The following is a 17,785-nucleotide window of genomic DNA, read 5'->3' as shown; positions in this document are numbered from 1 at the left end:
CGGCCCCTGGTCCGACGCCATTTTGGTTGACGGCCAGGGGTCCGCTCCGCGGTTCTTCCCTTTCGAGAAGATGAACTCAGGCCGCCGGCGGAGCCGTGGAGTCACGGACAATCACCTGCGTGGCCAATTCGACGCGGCGGGAGTCGAGAACCTCCCCGCGGGCCTGGCGGAGCAATGCCCGCAATGCAGTCCGCCCCATTTCCTCCAGCGGCTGGGCCACGGAGGTTAGGGCCGGGACAGACTCCTCACCCTGGGTTGTCCCATCGAAGCCAATGAGGCTCATGTCTTCCGGAATCCTGATACCCTGACGGGCTGCTTCACTCAAAACGCCCAGTGCGATGCTGTCGCTTGCGGCAAAGATGGCTGTGGGCCGTTCATCAAGTTTGAGCAGTGCCTTCAGCCCGGCCGTTCCGCTGTCACGCCGGAACCTGCCGCCGGAAATGACGTACCGGGGATCGAGCGGTACGCCGTGAGCCGTCAGCGCGGCCATGTAGCCGTGCAGCCTCGCCTGGTTGCACTCGGCCCGCTCTATGCCGCCAATGTAGGCGATCCTCCGGTGCCCCAACTCCAACAGGTGCTCCGTTGCCGCCTTGCCGCCTGCCCAGTTCGTCGCTCCTACGCTGACCACGTCCGCCGGGGGCGGATTGAGCGGGTCGATCACGACGACGGGAACCTGGCGGCGCCGGAACGCGTGCAGTTGAGCCTCACTGAAGGCTGATGTCACCACAATCATTCCCGCCCGGCCCTCGTCTATGATTCGCTGGGCGCGGCGCTCCGGGTTGCTCTCCCTTGAGGTTGCCGGACCGGTGGCGCTCACCAGGATTTCAACATCGGCTCCAGCGGCGAACTGCAGTATCCCGTTCAGGACCTCCACCGTGTAGGCCGCGGTGAGCACGTCGACAACCACCTCAACCACCGTGCCGGCCTTAGTAGCGGAGCGGCGCTGCAGGGGCGACTGGTACCCCGCCTGCTCCAGAGCGGCAAGAACGCGGGCGCGCGTTTCCGGCGCCACGTCCTCACGGCCATTCACCACCTTGGAGACCGTGGGGGTTGAGACCCCCGTCTGCCGCGCCACGGCGGCAAGGGTTGGCTTCTCGGGCCGGATTTTGGTTGCCATAAGCTTCGAAACCTTTCGATAGTTTCAGACCCTTCATTCTGCGCAGGCCAGGGGCCGGGGTCAAGGTCAGGGCGATTCCACACGGATATTCTTGCCCGGGCCTCTTGACTGGGGCGCTATCAGCTTATTAGTTTAGACCGTGACCTAAATCACCAGGACGAAAGATTTCGAACTGGTTTCCGGAACAACTGTCCGGCCTGCTCAGAGAAGCGATTTCAGATGGAGAAGCAATGAAGCAACCCCAGACATCCCGGCGCTCTTTTCTCGCCCTTGCCGCCCTCACTCCCTTCGCCGCCATGGTGACCACTGCCTGCGGGACATCGGGGCCGGGCGCCTCCAGTGGCGGCGGTGCCAGCATGTGGTACCTCTCCGGTGAGCCGAACCAGACCACCATGCAGAAGGCAGTGGACGCGTTCGGTTCGGCTAACCCGGACAACAAGATCGCCGTGACGTACTTCCAGAACGACGCCTACAAAACCAAAATCAAAACCGCGATCGGCGCCGGTCAGGCCCCGACCATCATCTACGGCTGGGGTGGCGGCACCCTGAAGACCTACGCCGAGGCTAACCAGGTAGAGGACCTGACCAGTTGGCTGGCAGAAAACCCGGACCTGAAGAACAAATTCTTCCCCGCCTCCTTCGGTGCAGCTACCGTCGATGGCAAGATCTATGCGCTGCCCAACCAGTACGTCGCCCCGATCGTCCTGTTCTACAACAAGGAACTGTTCGGAAAGGCCGGCGTCCAGCCGCCCAAGACCTGGGACGACGTCATGTCCCTCGTCAATACCTTCAACGACATGGGAGTAGCACCCTTCTCGCTCGGCGGACAGTCCCGTTGGACCTCCATGATGTGGCTGGAATACCTGCTCGACCGCATCGGCGGGGCCGAAGTATTTACCGCCATCTTCGAGGGTAAGCCCAACGCCTGGATGCACCCCGCCGTCGTCGAAACCGGAACCAAGATCCAGGAGCTCGTTTCCGCGGACGGCTTCATCAAGGGCTTCTCCTCCATCGCAGCGGACTCCAACGCGGACCAGGCCCTGCTGTTCACGGGCAAGGCCGCCATGATGCTGCACGGTTCCTGGACCTACGGTGCCATGAAAAAGGGCGGACAGAACTTCGTCCAGGACGGGAAGCTCGGGTTCGTCCAGTTCCCGACGGTCGCCGGTGGCAAGGGCGATCCGAAAAACGGCGTAGGAAACCCCGCCCAGTACATGTCCATCTCCTCCAAGGCCAACGACAAAGAAAAGGAGACGGCGAAGAAGTTCCTCAAGGACGGCATCCTGACCGATACAGTCATCGACACCTACATCAATTCCGGCTCCGTACCGATCGTCAACGGGATCGAGGACAAGCTCGATACGTCCGAGGACAAGGGCTTCCTGAACTTCGTCTACGACCTGGCCAAGAACGCCCCCAACTTCCAGCAGTCGTGGGACCAGGCCCTGAGCCCCACCGCCGCCGAAGCCCTGCTGAATAACATCGACCAGCTGTTCCTGAAGTCGATCACCCCGCAGCAGTTCGCCGAGAACATGAATGCCACCCTCGGAAAATGAGTAGCGCCGTCTCCAGCCCTCCCAGGGCTGTCCCCACCAAAGGTGATTCCGGGCAGGGCGGCCGGCGCGACGCCGCCCTCGCCTGGCTCACAGCGCCTGCGCTGTTCTTCTTCCTAGTGTTCGCCGTTGTGCCGCTGGTCGGTGTCCTCATCCTGAGCTTTGCCAGCTGGGACGGCATCGGGGCCATCGGATCAGCCGGACTGGGCAACTGGTTCTCCGTGCTTGCAGACCCGGGGCTGTACAACGCCCTCGGACTGACCTTCCTAGTCATGATCGTCTCCTGGCTGGTTCAGACGCCGATCAGCCTCCTTCTCGGTGTCTTCACCGCAGGAAGCCAGCGCTACCGGGCGGCCCTGGCCGTGCTGTACTTCGTGCCACTGCTGCTTTCCTCGGCAGCAGTTGCCATCGCTTTCAAGGCCCTGCTGGACCCGAACTTCGGCCTGGCCACCGGGCTGGGACTGCCCTTCCTGGCGCAGGACTGGCTTGGCGTCCCGCACCTGGCGCTGGGGCTGGTCATCTTTGTGATCGCGTGGCAGTTCGTGCCGTTCCACACACTCATCTACCAGGGCGGTGTGCGGCAAATTCCCAAGTCACTGTACGAAGCAGCGGAAATCGACGGGGCGGGAACCATCAAGCAGTTCTTCCATATCACCCTCCCCCAGTTGAAGTACACCATCATCACGTCGTCCACCCTGATGGTTGTCGGGTCGCTGACGTACTTCGACCTGATCTTCGTCCTCACCGGCGGCGGCCCCGGAAACTCCACGCGGATCCTGGCCCTGGACATGTACCTGCGTGGATTCCGGGCCAACCTCATGGGCCCGGCAAGCGTCATCGCCGTCATTCTCGTACTCATCGGCCTTGCACTCGCCCTGTTCCTCCAGCGCCTTGGAGGCAAGGACAAGCAGGGCAGCCAATTGGAAGGTATGTAGGTGAGCACCGTCCTGAAACGCAGCCCGGAGGAAACTCCCACCGGCTCACGGCCCAACGTCGCAGTCCCCAAGCGGGGATTTGGTTCCCGGATGCGGCGGCTCAACGTTCCGGCAGGCCTCGGCGGCTGGATCTGGCTCGCCATCATCATTGTTCCGGTCTACTACGTGGTTATCACCAGCCTGAAGACCCAGGAAGGGTATTTCGGCCAGAATCCGCTGGCGATTCCCACCTCCCCGACGCTGGAAAACTATCAGATGGTCCTCGAGGCCGACTTCGCGAAGTACTTCATGAACAGCACGATCGTCACGCTGGGTGCCGTCATTCCCACCGTGCTGATCTCCTTCATGGCCGCGTTCGCGATTGTCCGGGGCAGGGGCAGGTTCCTCAAACTGGTCAACGGCATGTTCCTGATGGGTCTGGCGATCCCGCTGCAGGCCACGATCATCCCGATCTACCTGATGATCATCCGGCTCAACCTGTACGACAGCCTGCTGGCGCTCATGCTTCCCTCCATTGCTTTTGCCATCCCGTTGACCGTGCTGATCCTGTCCAACTTCATCCGCGACGTTCCCAATGAGCTGTTCGAGTCGATGCGGCTCGACGGCTGCAGTGAATGGCAGACCATGTGGCGGCTTGCGCTGCCGCTGACCCGCCCTGCGCTCGTGACGGTGGCCATCTACAACGGGCTGCACGTCTGGAACGGGTTCCTGCTTCCGCTGGTCCTCACCCAGAGCCCGGGCCTGCGCGTCCTCCCCCTGGCGTTGTGGACATTCCAAGGCGAGTACAGCGTCAACATTCCGGCAGTGCTTGCCTCGGTGGTGCTCAGCACCCTGCCCATCCTCGTGCTCTACGTGATCGGCCGGCGCCAGCTGCTCGCAGGCCTCACCGCCGGCTTCAGCAAGTAACAACCAGATCTTCACGAAAGGACGGACACATGACCCCCGCACAGCCCCTCCGGGTCGGCATGGTGGGTTACGCCTTCATGGGCGCAGCCCACTCCCACGCCTGGCGTACCGCGCCCCGGTTTTTCGACCTCCCGCTGCAGCCGCGGCTCACCGCCGTTGCCGGTCGGAACGCCGACGGCGTGCGGGCCGCAGCAGACAAGCTTGGCTGGGAATCGGTTGAGACGGACTGGCGGCGCCTGATCGAGCGCGACGACATCGACCTGATCGACATCTGCACACCCGGCGACACCCATGCCGAGATTGCGATCGCCGCCCTTGAGGCCGGCAAGCATGTGCTGTGCGAGAAGCCGCTGGCAAATTCCGTCGAGGAAGCGGAAAGGATGACCCTCGCGGCGGAGACGGCTGCCAAGCAGGGCATCCTCTCGATGTGCGGCTTCAGCTACCGCCGGACTCCCGCCCTGGCATTGGCGAAACGGTTCGTCGAACAAGGCAGGCTCGGCGACCTCCGGCACATCCGTGCCCAGTATCTGCAGGACTGGCTCTCCGACGAAAACGCCCCCATGACCTGGCGGCTGGACAAGGCCAAGTCGGGATCCGGCTCCCTGGGAGACATTGGGGCGCACAGCATCGACACTGCCCAGTGGGTCACCGGACAGAACATCACCGGCGTCTCGGCGCTGCTGGAAACATTCGTCCCGGAACGCCCCCTTGCCGGGGACCTTGTGGGCCTGGGCGGACACGGCGACCTCAGCAGCGACGCACCTCGGGGACGTGTCACCGTGGACGACGCTGCGATCTTCAGCGCAAGGTTCGACGGCGGAGCTACTTCCGCGGGTGCGGTCGGTGTCTTCGAGGCCACCCGTTACGCGCTGGGCCGGAAGAACGCCATGCGCCTGGAACTCAACGGAACCCGGGGCTCACTTGCTTTCGACTTCGAGGAAATGAACGTCCTGTCCTTCTACGACGCAGCCGAATCCCCCGACGCCGGATTCCGCCGGATTATTGTCACCGAGCCGGAGCACCCGTACGTCGGGAACTGGTGGCCCACCGGCCACGGACTGGGGTACGAACACGGCTTCACCCACCAGGTAGTGGACCTCGTCACCGCGATCGGTGAAGGCCGCCAACCGGAACCCTCTTTCGCCGACGCGTTGCAGGTCCAGCGGGTCCTGGCGGCCGTGGAGTCCAGTGCGGCCAACTCCAGCCAATGGCAGAAAGTCTGAGCCGGCCCGCCCGGAGACAGCACAACCAAGGAAACCTGATGACACGACCAATAACGCTTTTTACCGGGCAGTGGGCCGACCTGCCGTTTGAAGAGGTGGCCCGACTCGCCGGCGAATGGGGCTTTGATGGACTTGAGATTGCCTGCTGGGGCGACCACCTGGACCCTCGGCGCGCAGCGGAGGACGACAACTACCTCCAAGGCCGGCTGGACATCCTGGAGAAGAACAACCTGCAGGTCTTCGCAATCGCCAACCACCTCACCGGCCAGGCCGTATGCGACGACCCCATCGACGAACGCCACCAGGGCATCCTGTCCGCGGAAATCTGGGGAAACGGCGAAGCTGAAGGGGTGCGCCGCCGGGCCGCGGAGTCGATGAAAGACACCGCACGGGCAGCGGCCCGACTCGGTGTGAAAACCGTGACAGGGTTCACCGGGTCCTCCATCTGGAAGGCGGTGGCGATGTTTCCCCCTGCCTCTGAGGCAATGATCGACGCCGGCTACCAGGACTTCGCGGACCGCTGGAACCCCATCCTGGACGTCTTCGCCGAGGTGGGGGTCCGTTTCGCCCTGGAGGTCCACCCGTCCGAAATCGCCTACGACTACTGGACCGCCAAGCGCACCCTGGAGGCGATCGGGCACCGCAAGGGCTTCGGACTGAACTTCGACCCGTCCCACTTCATCTGGCAGGACCTGGACCCCGTCATGTTCCTGCAGGACTTCGCGGAACACATCTTCCACGTACACGTCAAGGAATCGGTCCGCCAGCTTGACGGGCGCAACGGGCGCCTCGGCTCCCACCTGGCCTGGGCAGATCCCCGGCGCGGCTGGGACTTCGTCACCGCCGGGCACGGCGACGTCCAGTGGAACCGGATCTTCCGGACCCTGAACGCCATCGGCTACGACGGCCCCACCAGCATCGAGTGGGAGGACGCGGGCATGGACCGGCTTGTCGGCGCACCGCAGGCGCTGGCCATGGTCAAGGAACTTGCCCGGATCGCCCCGCCGGCAGCCGCTTTCGACGCCGCATTCTCCAGCCGCTGACCCAGACTTTCCGGCCCCCACCGGCCGGCAGCCAAACAAAAGGAACCCCGACATGACAGAACGCAAGAACGCCCTGGTGGTCCGCGGCGGCTGGGATGGCCACCAGCCGTACGAGGCCACGGAGCTCTTTATCCCCTTCCTCACGGACAACGGCTACGACGTCCGCGTGGAGGAATCCCCCAAGGTGTACGCCGATGCCGATTACATGGCAGGGGTGGACCTGATCATGCAGTGCATGACCATGACCACCATCGAAAAGGACGAGTTCGCCGGGCTGCGCGCCGCCGTCGAAAACGGCACCGGCCTGGCCGGCTGGCACGGTGGGATCGCCGACTCCTACCGGAACAACTCCGACTACCTTCACCTGATCGGCGGCCAGTTCGCCTGCCACCCCGGGAAGCATCCGGATGAGTGCACCGGCGAGCAGTCGGACAACTACGTTCCCTACACGGTCAACATGCTCCCCGCAGCGGCGGAGCACCCCATCACCAAGGGCATCATGGACTTCGACCTGGTGACCGAGCAGTACTGGGTGCTCTCGGACGACTACATCGACGTACTCGCCACCACCACCCAGAAAGTCCGCGAGTGGGACCCATGGAACCGCGAAGTCACCTCCCCGGCCATCTGGACGCGGCAATGGGGCACGGGCCGGATCTTCGTCGCCACCCCCGGACACCGTGTCGAAATCCTCCAGGACGCCAACGTCCGCACCATCATCGAAAGGGGCCTGCTGTGGGCAAGCCGTTGAAAGTAGGAATCGTCGGCTGCGGCGCCATCATCGCGCAGTACCTCACTAATTTCCGCACGCTCAAGGACATCGAGCTAGTGGCCGTCGCAGACCTGGATCCGGCGCGCGCCCAGGCGGTGGCGGAACAGTATGAGGGTGTTCGGGCCGTATCCGTTGACGAGCTCCTCGCAGCGGACGACGTCGAACTTGTCCTGAACCTGACCATCCCGGCCGCGCACGCCGAGGTGGCCCTGAAGGCCATCGCGGCGGGCAAAGGCGTGTACGGCGAGAAGCCGCTTGCCGCCACCACTGCGGAGGCACGCCAGGTGCTGGACGCAGCACGCGAGGCAGGCGTGGCGGTCGGCTGCGCTCCCGACACCGTCCTCGGCACGGGCATACAGACCGCCCGCAAAGCGATCGATGACGGACTGATCGGCGCACCCATCTCCGCTTCTGCCACCATGGTGACACCCGGCCACGAGCGCTGGCACCCGAATCCGGACTTCTACTACCAGCCCGGCGGCGGTCCCCTCCTGGACATGGGCCCCTACTACGTGACCGCCTTGGTAACCCTGCTGGGTCCCGTCGTCTCCGTGGTGGGCGCCGCGAGCCACACCCGCAATGAACGCACCATCGGCTCCGGGCCGCGCCAAGGCGAAAAGGTCCCCGTAGACATCGACTCCCACGTCACCGGCGTCCTGGTCCATGCCTCCGGCGCGCTGTCCACCCTCTTTATGAGCTTCGACGCCGTGAAGTCCAAGTCGCCGAACATCGAGATCCATGGGGAACGCGGGTCGCTGGTGGTGCCGGACCCCAACCACTTTGATGGCGAGGTCCAGCTGTTTTCCCTGGGCGCGGATGCCTGGGAGACCCTTCCGGTGTCCGCCGGGTACGTGGACTCCGGCCGCGGTTTTGGCATTGCGGACCTGGCTTGCACCCCGGACGGAGCCGAACCCCGGGCGGGCGGGACCCTGGCCTACCACGTCCTTGAAGTCATGGAATCAGTACTCGAATCCGCCCACACTGGCTCGGCAGTACGCATCAACAGCACTGTGGAGCGGCCGGACAGCGTCGAGTTGACCATCCTGGCGGACGGGATGGACAGGCTCCAGGCGCAGGAGTCCGCTTCCTAGCAGTTTGCTGATCAATGCCGGGCAGGTTCGCGGAGGACGCTACCTGCCCGGCATTGTGCTGACTACTGGTTTCATTGGTCGAAACACTAAGGTGGTGGGGGTCACTGTCGACGACGAAGGAACGGTGTGACATGACAGCAGTCCCGAACGGGGATCCGAACGGCACCGGACCGGTCATCACTGCTCCCGTCCGCGGCAAGAGGCCCAAGCAGGGCGAACCCGTGATCGACCGCGCGTTGAGCCTTCTGGCCGTGTTTACGGACCGGCGCCGGGCCCTCACGCTGTCCGAGATGGCCCGGTACGCGGACATGCCGGCGCCAACGGCGCTGAGGCTGATCGCCCGGCTGGTGGCCTGGGGTGCGCTGGAAAGGCTCGACGACGGGCGGTACGTGGTGGGCGTGCGGCTCTGGGAAGTTGCGTCCCTGTCACCCCGCGGACACGGCGTTCGCGAAATCGCCCTGCCGTACCTCGAGGATCTCTTCGAAGTGACGCGCCACCACGTGCTGCTGGCCGTGCGCGACGGGAACGAGGCTGTTCTCATCGAGCGGCTGTCCTCCAAGGAGGCTACGGAGGTGGCCTACCGGGTGGGCGGACGCGCGCCGCTCCGGTCTACCGCCGTCGGACTGGTCCTGCTGGCCGGCGCGGACACGGCGTTCCAGGACGCCGTCATCCGGCAGCCGGCCGACGTGGAAGCCGGGGTGGACGCCATGCCGGAGGGGCAGCTCAGGCGCACCCTCTCCGATGTGCGCCGCACGGGCGTGGCCATGATCAGAAGGTCAGCACCTTCCCGGACGGTGTCCGTGGCCTCGCCGATTTTCGACGCCCAGGGAGCCGTCGCGGCCGCGCTTTCGATTGTGGTTCCGGACGGCGCCACTCCCCCGAATGTGCTGGCGCCGGCGGTCCAGGCCACGGCAAGGGCAGTGTCCCGAAACCTCGGGTTCAAGGCCGAGGCCAGCGGCGGCGTGCGGCACCAGGCGCAGCCGTGACCGCGCCAGGGGTGACGCTGCCGTGAGCCTCGCCATCACTCCCGACGGCCGGATTCTCGGCAGGGCCGATACTGTGGACGGCCGGACGCTGCACCGCTTCCTGGGAATCCCCTACTCGGAATCCCCTTCCGGGCAGCAACGCTTCCTGCCGCCCGTGCCGGTGCGCCCTTGGGATGGCATCCGTGACTGTACGGCGCCGGGCGCCATGGCGCCGCAGAACCCGGACCCGTTCCTGCCGCCGTCGGACGGTTTCGCGGAACTGTGGGACGAGGACAGCTGCCTCAACCTCAATGTGTGGACCCCCGGCGCGGACGGCGCAGCCCGGCCGGTGATGGTGTGGGTCCACGGCGGCGGGTACGTCACCGGTTCCAACAACGGCGGACTGCACGACGGCGGCAGGCTGGCTGCCGCGCTGGGCGTGGTGGTGGTCGCCGTCAATTACCGGCTGGGAGCACTGGGCTTCCTGCATCTTCCGGAACTCCTGGGTCCGGAGTATGCGGACTCCTCCAATTCGGGGCTCCTGGACATCCTGGAGGCGCTGCGCTGGGTCCGCAGCAACATCGCGGCGTTCGGGGGCGATGCCGCCAACGTGACCCTTTTCGGCGAGTCCGCAGGTGCGGCGGCCGTGGGCACGCTGCTGGGCATGCCGGCGTCGGAAGGACTGTTCCGGCGCGCCATCATGCAAAGCGGCACCGCCGAGCGGGTCCGGACTCCGGAGGCGTCCCACCGAATCACGGAGGAATTTCTGGGGCACTGCGGGCTGGACGCCTCCAGCGCCGCAGAACTACTGACCCTGCCGGTGGACCGGTTGCTGGCAGCGCAGGAGGCGTTGGGCAAGGCGGCGGCCGCTGAAACCTTTGGTGTTCCCCTGCCGTTCCAGCCCGCCACCGGCACGCCGGCGATTCCTGAGCCCCCGCTGGACGCAATCCGCCGGGGACTCAACTCGGGGGTGGACCTTTTGGCCGGCACGAACCTCAACGAGGGTTCCTTCGCCGTGGAACTCCGGCCCGCGTCACCGTCGGATCCGCCCGAGCTCGCTGACCGGGTGGAACAGATGATGGCTGAACGCAGCGGCGATCCGGGCGGGGATCGGGCCCGCTATGGGGAAGCACTCTTTGAAACCCTGGGCACAGCGCCCACCGGGAAACAGCTCCTGGAGGCCTACCTGTCCGACGTGCAATACCGCCAGCCCACCACCAGGCTCCTCGACGCCCGCAGCGAGTCGACGGGGAGGAACTTCAGCTACCTCTTCACGTGGAGGAGCCCGGCCATGGGCGGCAAGCTGGGCTCGTGCCATGCACTGGAGATTCCCTTCGTGTTCCGGCAATTGGACTCGGCGGAGGCTGCGTACCTGACCCGGGGGAAGGCGCCCGAAGAGCTGGGCGGGTCCATGAGTGCGGCCTGGGCGGCCTTTGCCGGGTCCGGTACACCTGCGGCCCCGGGGCTGCCGCCCTGGCCCGAATACCGGGATCACACCGGGGCCCGGGATCACACGGGGGCGCGGGATCACCGCGGAATCCGGCCGACGATGGTCCTCGACGCCGAGCCGCGGGTGGAGTCCGATCCCCGGGGCAGGCTCCGCGAGTTCTGGGCAAGCCACGGCGCTGGTCTTCCAACCATTGACAAACCCGGTTCGGCTGCGGAAACCGGGGACGTAGCGTAGGGACTCCCCGCCTAACGAGGACGGGAAGTGAACACGTTGCTACGGACGGAGCCTTGGTTGCTTGACAGTGCAGTCGAACTAGCGCGGCCAGCCACATCCCCGGCCGCCGCCACACCGGTCATTCCGGGCTTCTATTCGGACCCACCGTCTGCCGTGTGGGCGGGGACTACTTCCTGGCAACGTCCAGCTTCGAATACTTTCCCGGAGCGCCGGTCTTTCACAGCCGGGACCTTGTCACGTGGGAGCAGATCGGGAACATCCTCACCCGGCGGAGCCAGTTCGCTGCAGGCCAGCAGCGCGGCGGGGCCGTGGAGTGATCCGGTCCAGATACCCGGGACGCTGGGCATCGACCCGGACATTGCGTGGGACGTGGACGGCAACTGCTACCTCACCTGGGTGGGCTTCGGCCCCGGCGAGAACGAGTCGGGGATCGTCCAGGTGCGGCTGGATCCCCTGGCGGGACAGCTGCTGGAACCTCCTTCAGCCACCGCAGCACCGCTGCCACGGTACAGAATGTAGGGCACGCCGACCTCGTCGAAACGGCCGACGGCGGTTGGGCGGCGGTCTATCTGGGCGTGCGTCCCCGGGGCGTGGTTCCCGGCTTTCACGTCCTGGGGCGGGAAACCTTCGTCGCCGGCATCACCTGGGACCAGGACTGGCCACGCTTCGACGAGGACCGGCACCGGGTGCCCGCTGGCGTCACATCCTTTTCCGACGACTTTGCCTCGGACCGGCTCCACCTGCGGTGGGTCTTGCGACCACCCGCGCAACGTTCCGCCTTTCGCCAGGCGCGGTGGTGAGGCTCGTCCTCCGGATCGACGACTCCCACTGGTACGCGGTTGAAGCCTCCGAACACGAAGTCCGGGCCGTGGCGCGGATCGGACCCCTGCACCAGGTGCTGGAAACGGTCCCGCGGAATCCGTCCGGCTCGGCCTCGACGGGCACCGTGCAGTTGGAGATTGCCTGCACGGACGCGTCGTCGGAGTGTCCGCGCCCAACGGGAGCGCCGTCGTCGAGCGGTTTGACTACGACACGGCCACCTAAGGGCGGGCGGCGTCCGCCGTCGCCCCGGGCGGAGTCCTACCGGGCTGACCCCACCGCCAGGTGCTGCACACGTCCGTCCACGAACGTGGCCAGAACCTGAGCGGCAGCCAGGTCATCCGGGGCAACCGACAGCGGATCTACGTCGAACACTGTGAAGTCCGCGCGCTTGCCCACGGTGACGGACCCGGAAACCGCCCACTCCCCCGCAGCCTTGGCAGCATGCGAGGTGTAGCCTTCGAGCGCCTGCAAGGCAGTGAGTGCCTGGCCCGGAACGACCGGCTGTTCGCCCGGCTGGCCGGCCCGCCGTCGTAATTGCGCGTCCGCCAGGATGGGCAGCGGCTCGAACGGCGCGATCGGCCAGTCGGAGCCGAGCGCCAGGGTGGTTCCCGCCGCGCGGAGGTCCGCGCACCGCCAGCCGTTGTTCGCGCGCTCCGTGCCCAGCCGCGTGGACCAGTTGTCCGACTGGTCGGCGCGGGAATAGTGGGTGCAGTGCGACGGCTGCATGCTTGCCACCAGGCCCGCCCGGGAGAACCTCTCAATCAGGGCGTCCGGGACTGTTTCGAGGTGTTCGACCCGGTGCACGGCTTCCGGTCCAACCGACCGCACCGCGGGAGGCAGCGACTCGAAGGCATCCAGGACCGCGGCCACTCCGGCGTCGCCGATCGCGTGTGTGGCCGTGGGGATCCCGCGGCCGGCGAAGAAACGCACCGCCGCCGCGTACTCCTCGGGGCGCGGCCAGAACGGGGCCACGGACTCCCCGTAGATATCGGGTTCAAACAGCCACGCGGTGCCGTTGTCCACCGTGCCGTCAACGAACAGCTTGATGCCGGCCACCTCCCATCGCTTTCCGCCCACCCCGATCTGCTCCGCGAGCCGGCGCCAGTCTTCCTCGCCGCTGCCCGGCATGCACCACGGTGAGATCCGCAGGCGCAGCGGGAGGCCGCCATACAGGTCATCTTCGAGCGCCCGGAAGAGCTCCAGTGAGCCCTCCCCGCAGTCCATCACGTGCGCCCCGGCCAGCCCGGACCGGGAGAACTGCATGAAGAATTCCGCCAGCCTCGCCTTCCGCTCGTCGAAGGACTCCGCCGGCATCAGCTGCGCCACCAGCTCGATGGCGGCGGCCTCCAGCAGGAGCCCCGTGGGCCTGCCGCCGGGGTCGCAGACCACTTCCGAGGCCTGGTCGAACTTCCGTGCTCCGGTGACCCCCGCCAGTTCGAGTGCCCGGGAGCTGGCCAGTGCGGAATGCCCGTCGAAAAGGCGGATGAGGCACGGCAGCCCGGAGACGACGTCGTCAATCAGCTCGCGGTGGGGGACGGCGGATCCGAACACATTGGGGTCCAGGCCCCAGCCCCGCACCCAGTCCCCCGGCGTAGCTGCCTCCGCTTCGGTGCGCAACAGTGCGCGCACCCCGGCAAGGTCCGTGGCGCCGGAAAGGTCGCAGCCGCGCGTCAGTTCCAGGCCGAAGACAGGGTGGATGTGGCAGTCCACCAGGCCGGGAGTCAGCACGGCGGCACCGAAGTCGATGACCTCCGCTGCCGGCCAGCTCTCGGCATCCGAACGGCTTCCGACGGCGGCAATCATGCCGCCCTGGACAGCCACCGCCTGCGGCGCGGGACTTTGGGCGGGCCTGCCATCCATCGTGTGGATGGTGCCGGCGAGGATGATCACGTCAGGATTCATGGGTTTCGAAGCTTCCAATCTGTGCAAAGGTCGCGGGACGGTGGCGGCGCACCCAGCGGGCGGCCAGGAGCCCTGCGATGAAGACGAGGGGCGTCACCAGGATGAGGATGGTGTTGGTCAGCGCGTCGGCGAAGGTGAGCAGCTCGATGTTCAGGCCGATCAGCAGCACCACGCCGAAGAGCAGGATGGCCGAGGCCAGGCTGAGCGGCACCATGAGTTTGTGCGACGCCGCGGCGGGATTCCGGCGCAGGTAGAGGAAGGCTGCGACTGACACCAGGCCCTGGAGCCCGACAATGCCGAAGATCCCCGGCGTGTTCACCCAGATCAGCAGCTGCTGGTAGGGGTCGGCGTTGAGCAGGGCGCAGATGGCGATGACCACGGCGGCGAGGATGGTCTGCAACTGGCCTGCGCGGTGCGGGGATTGGAACCTGGCGTGGGTTCGGCCGAGGAAAGCGGGCAGGACGCCGTCGCGCGCCAGCATGTAGACGTAACGGTTGATCGCGTTGTGGAAGGCGAGCTGCGAGGCGTAGACACTGGTGACGATCAGGACGTACATCACCACTTCCGCCCACGGCCCCACATAGTGGTTGATGGTCTGGAAGAACATCCCGCCGGCCATTTCACCCGCGGCTTCGGCGGCGCGGTCTTCGCCGTAGGCCTGGACGACGGTCCAGACGATGAAGGCGTAGAACACGGACATAAAGCCGACGGCGATGTACATGGCCCGCGGCACGGATGTGTCCGGGTTGCGGGCCTCGGAGCGGTACAGCACGGTGGACTCGAAGCCCATGAAGGCGGCGAAGCAGATGCCAAGGATCGCCAGGACGCCAGGACCGAACGCGTTCTCCGGGCTGAAGGACCCCACGCTGATCCCGTGGGCTCCGCCGCTGCCGAGGATGCCCGCTCCCATCACGGCCAGGATGCCCGTCTCGGCCACCAGGAGCACGCCGAGCACCTTCGCGCCGACGTCGATCCCCCGGTAGCCGAGGAACCATACGGCTGCGACGGCGGCGAGCGCGATGGCCGGCCAGGGCACCTCGAGCCCGAACAGCACCTTGAACATGTCGTGGGTCTGGACGGCGAAGAGGCCGTAGACGCCGATCTGCAGGCAGTTGTAGGAGACGATCGCCAGGATGGCGGAGGCCAGTCCCACGGTCTTGCCCATGGCAAGTGAGATGTACGTGTAGAAGCCGCCGGATGCCTTGACGTGGCGGGTCATGGCCATAAAGCCGATCGCGAAGAGGGTGAGCACGATGCCCGCCATGAGGTAGCCGGCCGGGGCGCCGATGCCGCCCACGCCGATGGCTACGGGTGCCACTCCTGCCATGACGGTGAGCGGGGCTGCTGCCGAGATGACGAGGAAGGCAATGCCTCCCGTTCCCAGGGCATTGCGTTTGAGGGCGCCGTCCGCGGACGACGTCGGTGGTCTGGTTTGGGTATCCGGCACTAGTCCGTCCTTTCTGGGAAGCCCTGCTAAACGAAAGGCTTTCGTTTATTATGAATGCGTGTGGCGCAGAGCACAATAGTTTTCCGAAAACGGCGTCGCCGGGTCCCGCCGACTAGGCTGGGCTTGACCGTCAAGAGCTGCAGTCAGGAGAACCCATGGGGCGCCCGCTCCTCCCGCTGATATCCATGGAGGCCCTCACCACGGCCGCCCTCGAGCTGGTCGATGAGAGCGGCGACTTCAGCTTCCCGAAACTGGCGAAGAAGATCGGCGTCAGCCAGTCCTCCATCTACAACCACGTCAGTGGCAGGGACGAAATCCTGGAGCTCCTGCGCCACCGGATCATCACCGAAGAGCCGTATCCGCCGGTGGACCACGGCGACTGGGAAGCGGCCCTGCGGGTCCTGATCCGCGCCTACCGGGACGCGTTCGTGCGCCACCCGCGGCTGGCACCGCTCCTGGTCCTGCAAACGATCACCGATCCGGACGTCATCGGACTTTACGAAGACCTGGCGCTGGCCCTTGAGGCGGCAGGATTCCGGGGACGGGACGTGGTGGCGGCCATCTCCACGATCGACAGCTTTGCCCTGGGAGCCGCATTGGACCTCGCGGCACCGGAAGTTGTCTGGGACCCGCCGGCGGAGGGTTACCCCACCCTCAAGCGCGCACTCGGCAATGCGGGACCGTCGGAGGAACGGGGCGGGCACGCCTTCGACTTCGGCTTGGATGTAATTATCGGCGGACTCCGGACGAAGCTGGCCGGGCTCAGCTAAGGTCCGCCGGTGCCGGGCTGGACGCGAGGTTCCGGATGGCAGGCCCCTGGATGACGGTGCCGTCGGTGCTGAACCGGGAACCGTGGCACGGGCAGTCCCAGGTCACGTCGGCCGGGTTGAACTCCACGGTGCAGCCCAGGTGCGTGCAAACGGCCGAAACGGCGCTGACCTCACCCGCAAGACTGACGTAGACGGCGGTCTTTGCACCCTCCACGTCCAAGACTCTCCCTTGGCCCGGAGCGATATCCTGCGCTTTCAGAGGTACCTCCGGGAGAGGTGCCTCCGGCTGTGCGGCGCCCTGCCTACCCCCTGCAGGCGGCACCGCATCCTCCTCGCGGACGGCCCGAGTGCTGTCAAACAAGGCCGCCCCCGGGTTGTGCGTCCCGCAGAGGGTGTCCCGGAGGATCAGCGCAGCGGCCGTTCCATTGGTCAGGCCCCATTTGCGCAGGCCCGTGATCACGTGAACGTGCCGGAAGTCCGGCGACAGGCGGCCGACGAAGGGCAGCCCGTCGGCGGGCATGGCGTCCTGGGTGGACCAGCGAAAGGCGATCTCGCCGGCACCCAGGCGGTCCCGGGCAAAAGCGGCGAGCCTGCGGTACCGTTCGGCGGAGTCAACCTGCTCCGAGGCGGGGTGTCCCTCACCGCCGGCAAGGACATAGCTGACGCCCTCCACGTTGACGGTCAGGATGGATCGCATCGGCTCGTCAACGCTAACGAAGGTGGCGTCCTGCGGCGGCAGGACGGAGCGGGCAGCAACGATATACGAGCGATGCGCCGAGCATCGCCCGGCGAAGATTCCGTTGTCCCCGAACGGCAGGTTGGTCGCCACGATGATTTCCTTCGCCCGGACCGAGCGCCGCCCCGTGTCGACGACGGCCGGCGATCCGTCCCGGAAGCCGGTGGCTGGCGACTCTTCGAAGACAAAGCTGCCATCGCCGTCCACTGCGCGGGCCAGGCCTTGCACGTACCTGAGTGCGTGGATCTGCGCCTGGTTGTCGAAGCGCACCGCCCCGCGGACGTCGAACGGCAGCGGCACGTCGGTGGTAAAGGAAGCCGGAAGCCCGAGCCTCCCGGCGAGCGCAGCCTCCTCCCGGACCAGCGCAAGGGCAGGCTCCGATTCGGCGTAGGTGTAGTTGGAGACCCGCCGGAAGCCGCAGTCGATCCTTTCGTCCGCCACAGTGCCGGCGATGTGCTCGATCGCGGCCTCGTTGGCCTGCCCGTAGAAGCGGGCTGCCGCGTCGCCGTGATGTGCGGCAAGTTCGGTGTAGGCCAGCCGGTGCAGCGAGGTGACCTTGCCGGTGGTGTTCCCGGTGACTCCGGTGCCCACCCTGGCGGCCTCCAGCACGGCCACCGTCTGGCCGGCACGTTTCAGTGCCAGTGCGGCGGTGAGGCCCGCGATGCCGCCACCGATCACGGTTACATCGACGTCGATCCCCTCCCGGAGCGCGGCGTAGCCGGTCGGTGCGCTGCTGGCCACCCACAGGGAACCCGGCCTGCCTGCGAGCTGCTCAGTCACTGATGGTCCCGCCTTCCACGTAGTCGGCTTCCCCAACTA

Annotated in this window: 15 protein-coding genes and 1 pseudogene; 12 read left to right on the top strand and 4 right to left on the bottom strand. The window is 66.3% G+C overall.

Annotation, left to right across the window (positions count from 1 at the left end; genetic code table 11):
• Positions 1 to 76: 76 nt before the first annotated feature.
• A complete protein-coding gene (locus AC1MDG_RS01420) occupies positions 77 to 1,117 on the bottom strand; it encodes a LacI family DNA-binding transcriptional regulator (RefSeq protein ID WP_479807021.1) in 1,041 nt (346 codons plus the stop codon).
• A 230-nt stretch (positions 1,118 to 1,347) separates the two neighbouring features.
• Between AC1MDG_RS01420 and AC1MDG_RS01415 the strand changes: the two genes are divergently transcribed.
• The 11 genes and pseudogenes from AC1MDG_RS01415 (at position 1,348) to AC1MDG_RS01365 (ending at position 12,089) form a co-directional block, all read left to right on the top strand.
• Positions 1,348 to 2,673: an extracellular solute-binding protein gene (locus AC1MDG_RS01415; RefSeq protein WP_479807019.1), complete on the top strand. Its 1,326-nt coding sequence runs from the start codon at positions 1,348 to 1,350 to the stop codon at positions 2,671 to 2,673.
• Positions 2,670 to 3,605, top strand: coding sequence for a carbohydrate ABC transporter permease (locus AC1MDG_RS01410; protein WP_479807017.1), 936 nt, complete (start codon positions 2,670 to 2,672; stop codon positions 3,603 to 3,605). The genes AC1MDG_RS01415 and AC1MDG_RS01410 overlap by 4 nt, the downstream gene beginning before the upstream one ends.
• Entirely contained in the window at positions 3,606 to 4,511 is a 906-nt protein-coding gene (locus tag AC1MDG_RS01405) for a carbohydrate ABC transporter permease (protein WP_479807016.1), read from the top strand.
• 29 nt (positions 4,512 to 4,540) lie between these two features.
• Positions 4,541 to 5,734, top strand: coding sequence for a Gfo/Idh/MocA family protein (locus AC1MDG_RS01400; RefSeq protein WP_479807015.1), 1,194 nt, complete (start codon positions 4,541 to 4,543; stop codon positions 5,732 to 5,734).
• Between the two features lie 38 nt (positions 5,735 to 5,772).
• Positions 5,773 to 6,777, top strand: coding sequence for a sugar phosphate isomerase/epimerase family protein (locus AC1MDG_RS01395; protein ID WP_479807014.1), 1,005 nt, complete (start codon positions 5,773 to 5,775; stop codon positions 6,775 to 6,777).
• Positions 6,778 to 6,829: 52 nt separating this feature from the next.
• Positions 6,830 to 7,528 carry a ThuA domain-containing protein gene (locus tag AC1MDG_RS01390; protein WP_479807012.1) on the top strand — a complete coding sequence of 233 codons (699 nt, stop codon included), beginning with the start codon at positions 6,830 to 6,832 and terminating at the stop codon, positions 7,526 to 7,528.
• Positions 7,513 to 8,640 carry a Gfo/Idh/MocA family protein gene (locus tag AC1MDG_RS01385; RefSeq protein ID WP_479807011.1) on the top strand — a complete coding sequence of 376 codons (1,128 nt, stop codon included), beginning with the start codon at positions 7,513 to 7,515 and terminating at the stop codon, positions 8,638 to 8,640. The genes AC1MDG_RS01390 and AC1MDG_RS01385 overlap by 16 nt, the downstream gene beginning before the upstream one ends.
• Before the next feature lie 131 nt (positions 8,641 to 8,771).
• Positions 8,772 to 9,626, top strand: coding sequence for an IclR family transcriptional regulator (locus AC1MDG_RS01380; protein ID WP_479807009.1), 855 nt, complete (start codon positions 8,772 to 8,774; stop codon positions 9,624 to 9,626).
• 22 nt (positions 9,627 to 9,648) lie between these two features.
• The gene (locus AC1MDG_RS01375) at positions 9,649 to 11,289 is read left to right on the top strand and encodes a carboxylesterase/lipase family protein (protein WP_479807008.1); all 1,641 of its coding nucleotides are present in this window, start codon (positions 9,649 to 9,651) and stop codon (positions 11,287 to 11,289) included.
• Between the two features lie 155 nt (positions 11,290 to 11,444).
• Positions 11,445 to 11,709: pseudogene (locus tag AC1MDG_RS01370) on the top strand (family 43 glycosylhydrolase); the annotation flags it as partial.
• Positions 11,652 to 12,089, top strand: a complete 438-nt coding sequence (locus tag AC1MDG_RS01365) for a family 43 glycosylhydrolase (RefSeq protein ID WP_479807007.1) — start codon at positions 11,652 to 11,654, stop codon at positions 12,087 to 12,089. The pseudogene AC1MDG_RS01370 and the gene AC1MDG_RS01365, both read left to right, overlap by 58 nt.
• Positions 12,090 to 12,369: 280 nt before the next feature.
• Here the strand turns inward: AC1MDG_RS01365 and AC1MDG_RS01360 are convergent, their stop codons facing one another.
• Together AC1MDG_RS01360 and AC1MDG_RS01355 are read right to left on the bottom strand one after the other, a co-directional pair.
• The gene (locus AC1MDG_RS01360) at positions 12,370 to 14,013 is read right to left on the bottom strand and encodes an amidohydrolase (protein WP_479807005.1); all 1,644 of its coding nucleotides are present in this window, start codon (positions 14,011 to 14,013) and stop codon (positions 12,370 to 12,372) included.
• Positions 14,003 to 15,460: an APC family permease gene (locus AC1MDG_RS01355; protein WP_479807003.1), complete on the bottom strand. Its 1,458-nt coding sequence runs from the start codon at positions 15,458 to 15,460 to the stop codon at positions 14,003 to 14,005. Before AC1MDG_RS01355 ends, AC1MDG_RS01360 begins: the two co-directional genes overlap by 11 nt.
• A 155-nt stretch (positions 15,461 to 15,615) precedes the next feature.
• Here AC1MDG_RS01355 and AC1MDG_RS01350 point away from each other — a divergent pair, with 155 nt between their 5' ends.
• Positions 15,616 to 16,230: a TetR/AcrR family transcriptional regulator gene (locus AC1MDG_RS01350; protein ID WP_479807001.1), complete on the top strand. Its 615-nt coding sequence runs from the start codon at positions 15,616 to 15,618 to the stop codon at positions 16,228 to 16,230.
• Here AC1MDG_RS01350 and AC1MDG_RS01345 read toward each other — a convergent pair.
• Entirely contained in the window at positions 16,223 to 17,746 is a 1,524-nt protein-coding gene (locus tag AC1MDG_RS01345; protein ID WP_479807000.1) for an FAD-dependent oxidoreductase, read from the bottom strand. The two genes, AC1MDG_RS01350 and AC1MDG_RS01345, sit on opposite strands and share 8 nt — an antisense overlap.
• Between the last annotated feature and the right edge of the window lie 39 nt (positions 17,747 to 17,785).

This window comes from Arthrobacter sp. AIWTK1 (genome assembly GCF_056680535.1).
The sequence above is the reverse complement of the archived record's forward strand: the minus strand, read 5'-3'. Positions and strand labels throughout refer to the sequence as shown.

Excerpts from the sequence above, each read along its gene's own strand:
- AC1MDG_RS01395 (WP_479807014.1), top strand. The coding sequence starts at position 5,773 with ATGACACGACCAATAACGCTTTTTACCGGGCAGTGGGCCGACCTGCCG.
- AC1MDG_RS01350 (WP_479807001.1), top strand. The coding sequence starts at position 15,616 with ATGGGGCGCCCGCTCCTCCCGCTGATATCCATGGAGGCCCTCACCACG.
- AC1MDG_RS01415 (WP_479807019.1), top strand. The coding sequence starts at position 1,348 with ATGAAGCAACCCCAGACATCCCGGCGCTCTTTTCTCGCCCTTGCCGCC.
- AC1MDG_RS01400 (WP_479807015.1), top strand. The coding sequence starts at position 4,541 with ATGACCCCCGCACAGCCCCTCCGGGTCGGCATGGTGGGTTACGCCTTC.
- AC1MDG_RS01420 (WP_479807021.1), bottom strand. The coding sequence starts at position 1,117 with ATGGCAACCAAAATCCGGCCCGAGAAGCCAACCCTTGCCGCCGTGGCG.
- AC1MDG_RS01390 (WP_479807012.1), top strand. The coding sequence starts at position 6,830 with ATGACAGAACGCAAGAACGCCCTGGTGGTCCGCGGCGGCTGGGATGGC.
- AC1MDG_RS01410 (WP_479807017.1), top strand. The coding sequence starts at position 2,670 with ATGAGTAGCGCCGTCTCCAGCCCTCCCAGGGCTGTCCCCACCAAAGGT.
- AC1MDG_RS01380 (WP_479807009.1), top strand. The coding sequence starts at position 8,772 with ATGACAGCAGTCCCGAACGGGGATCCGAACGGCACCGGACCGGTCATC.
- AC1MDG_RS01360 (WP_479807005.1), bottom strand. The coding sequence starts at position 14,013 with ATGAATCCTGACGTGATCATCCTCGCCGGCACCATCCACACGATGGAT.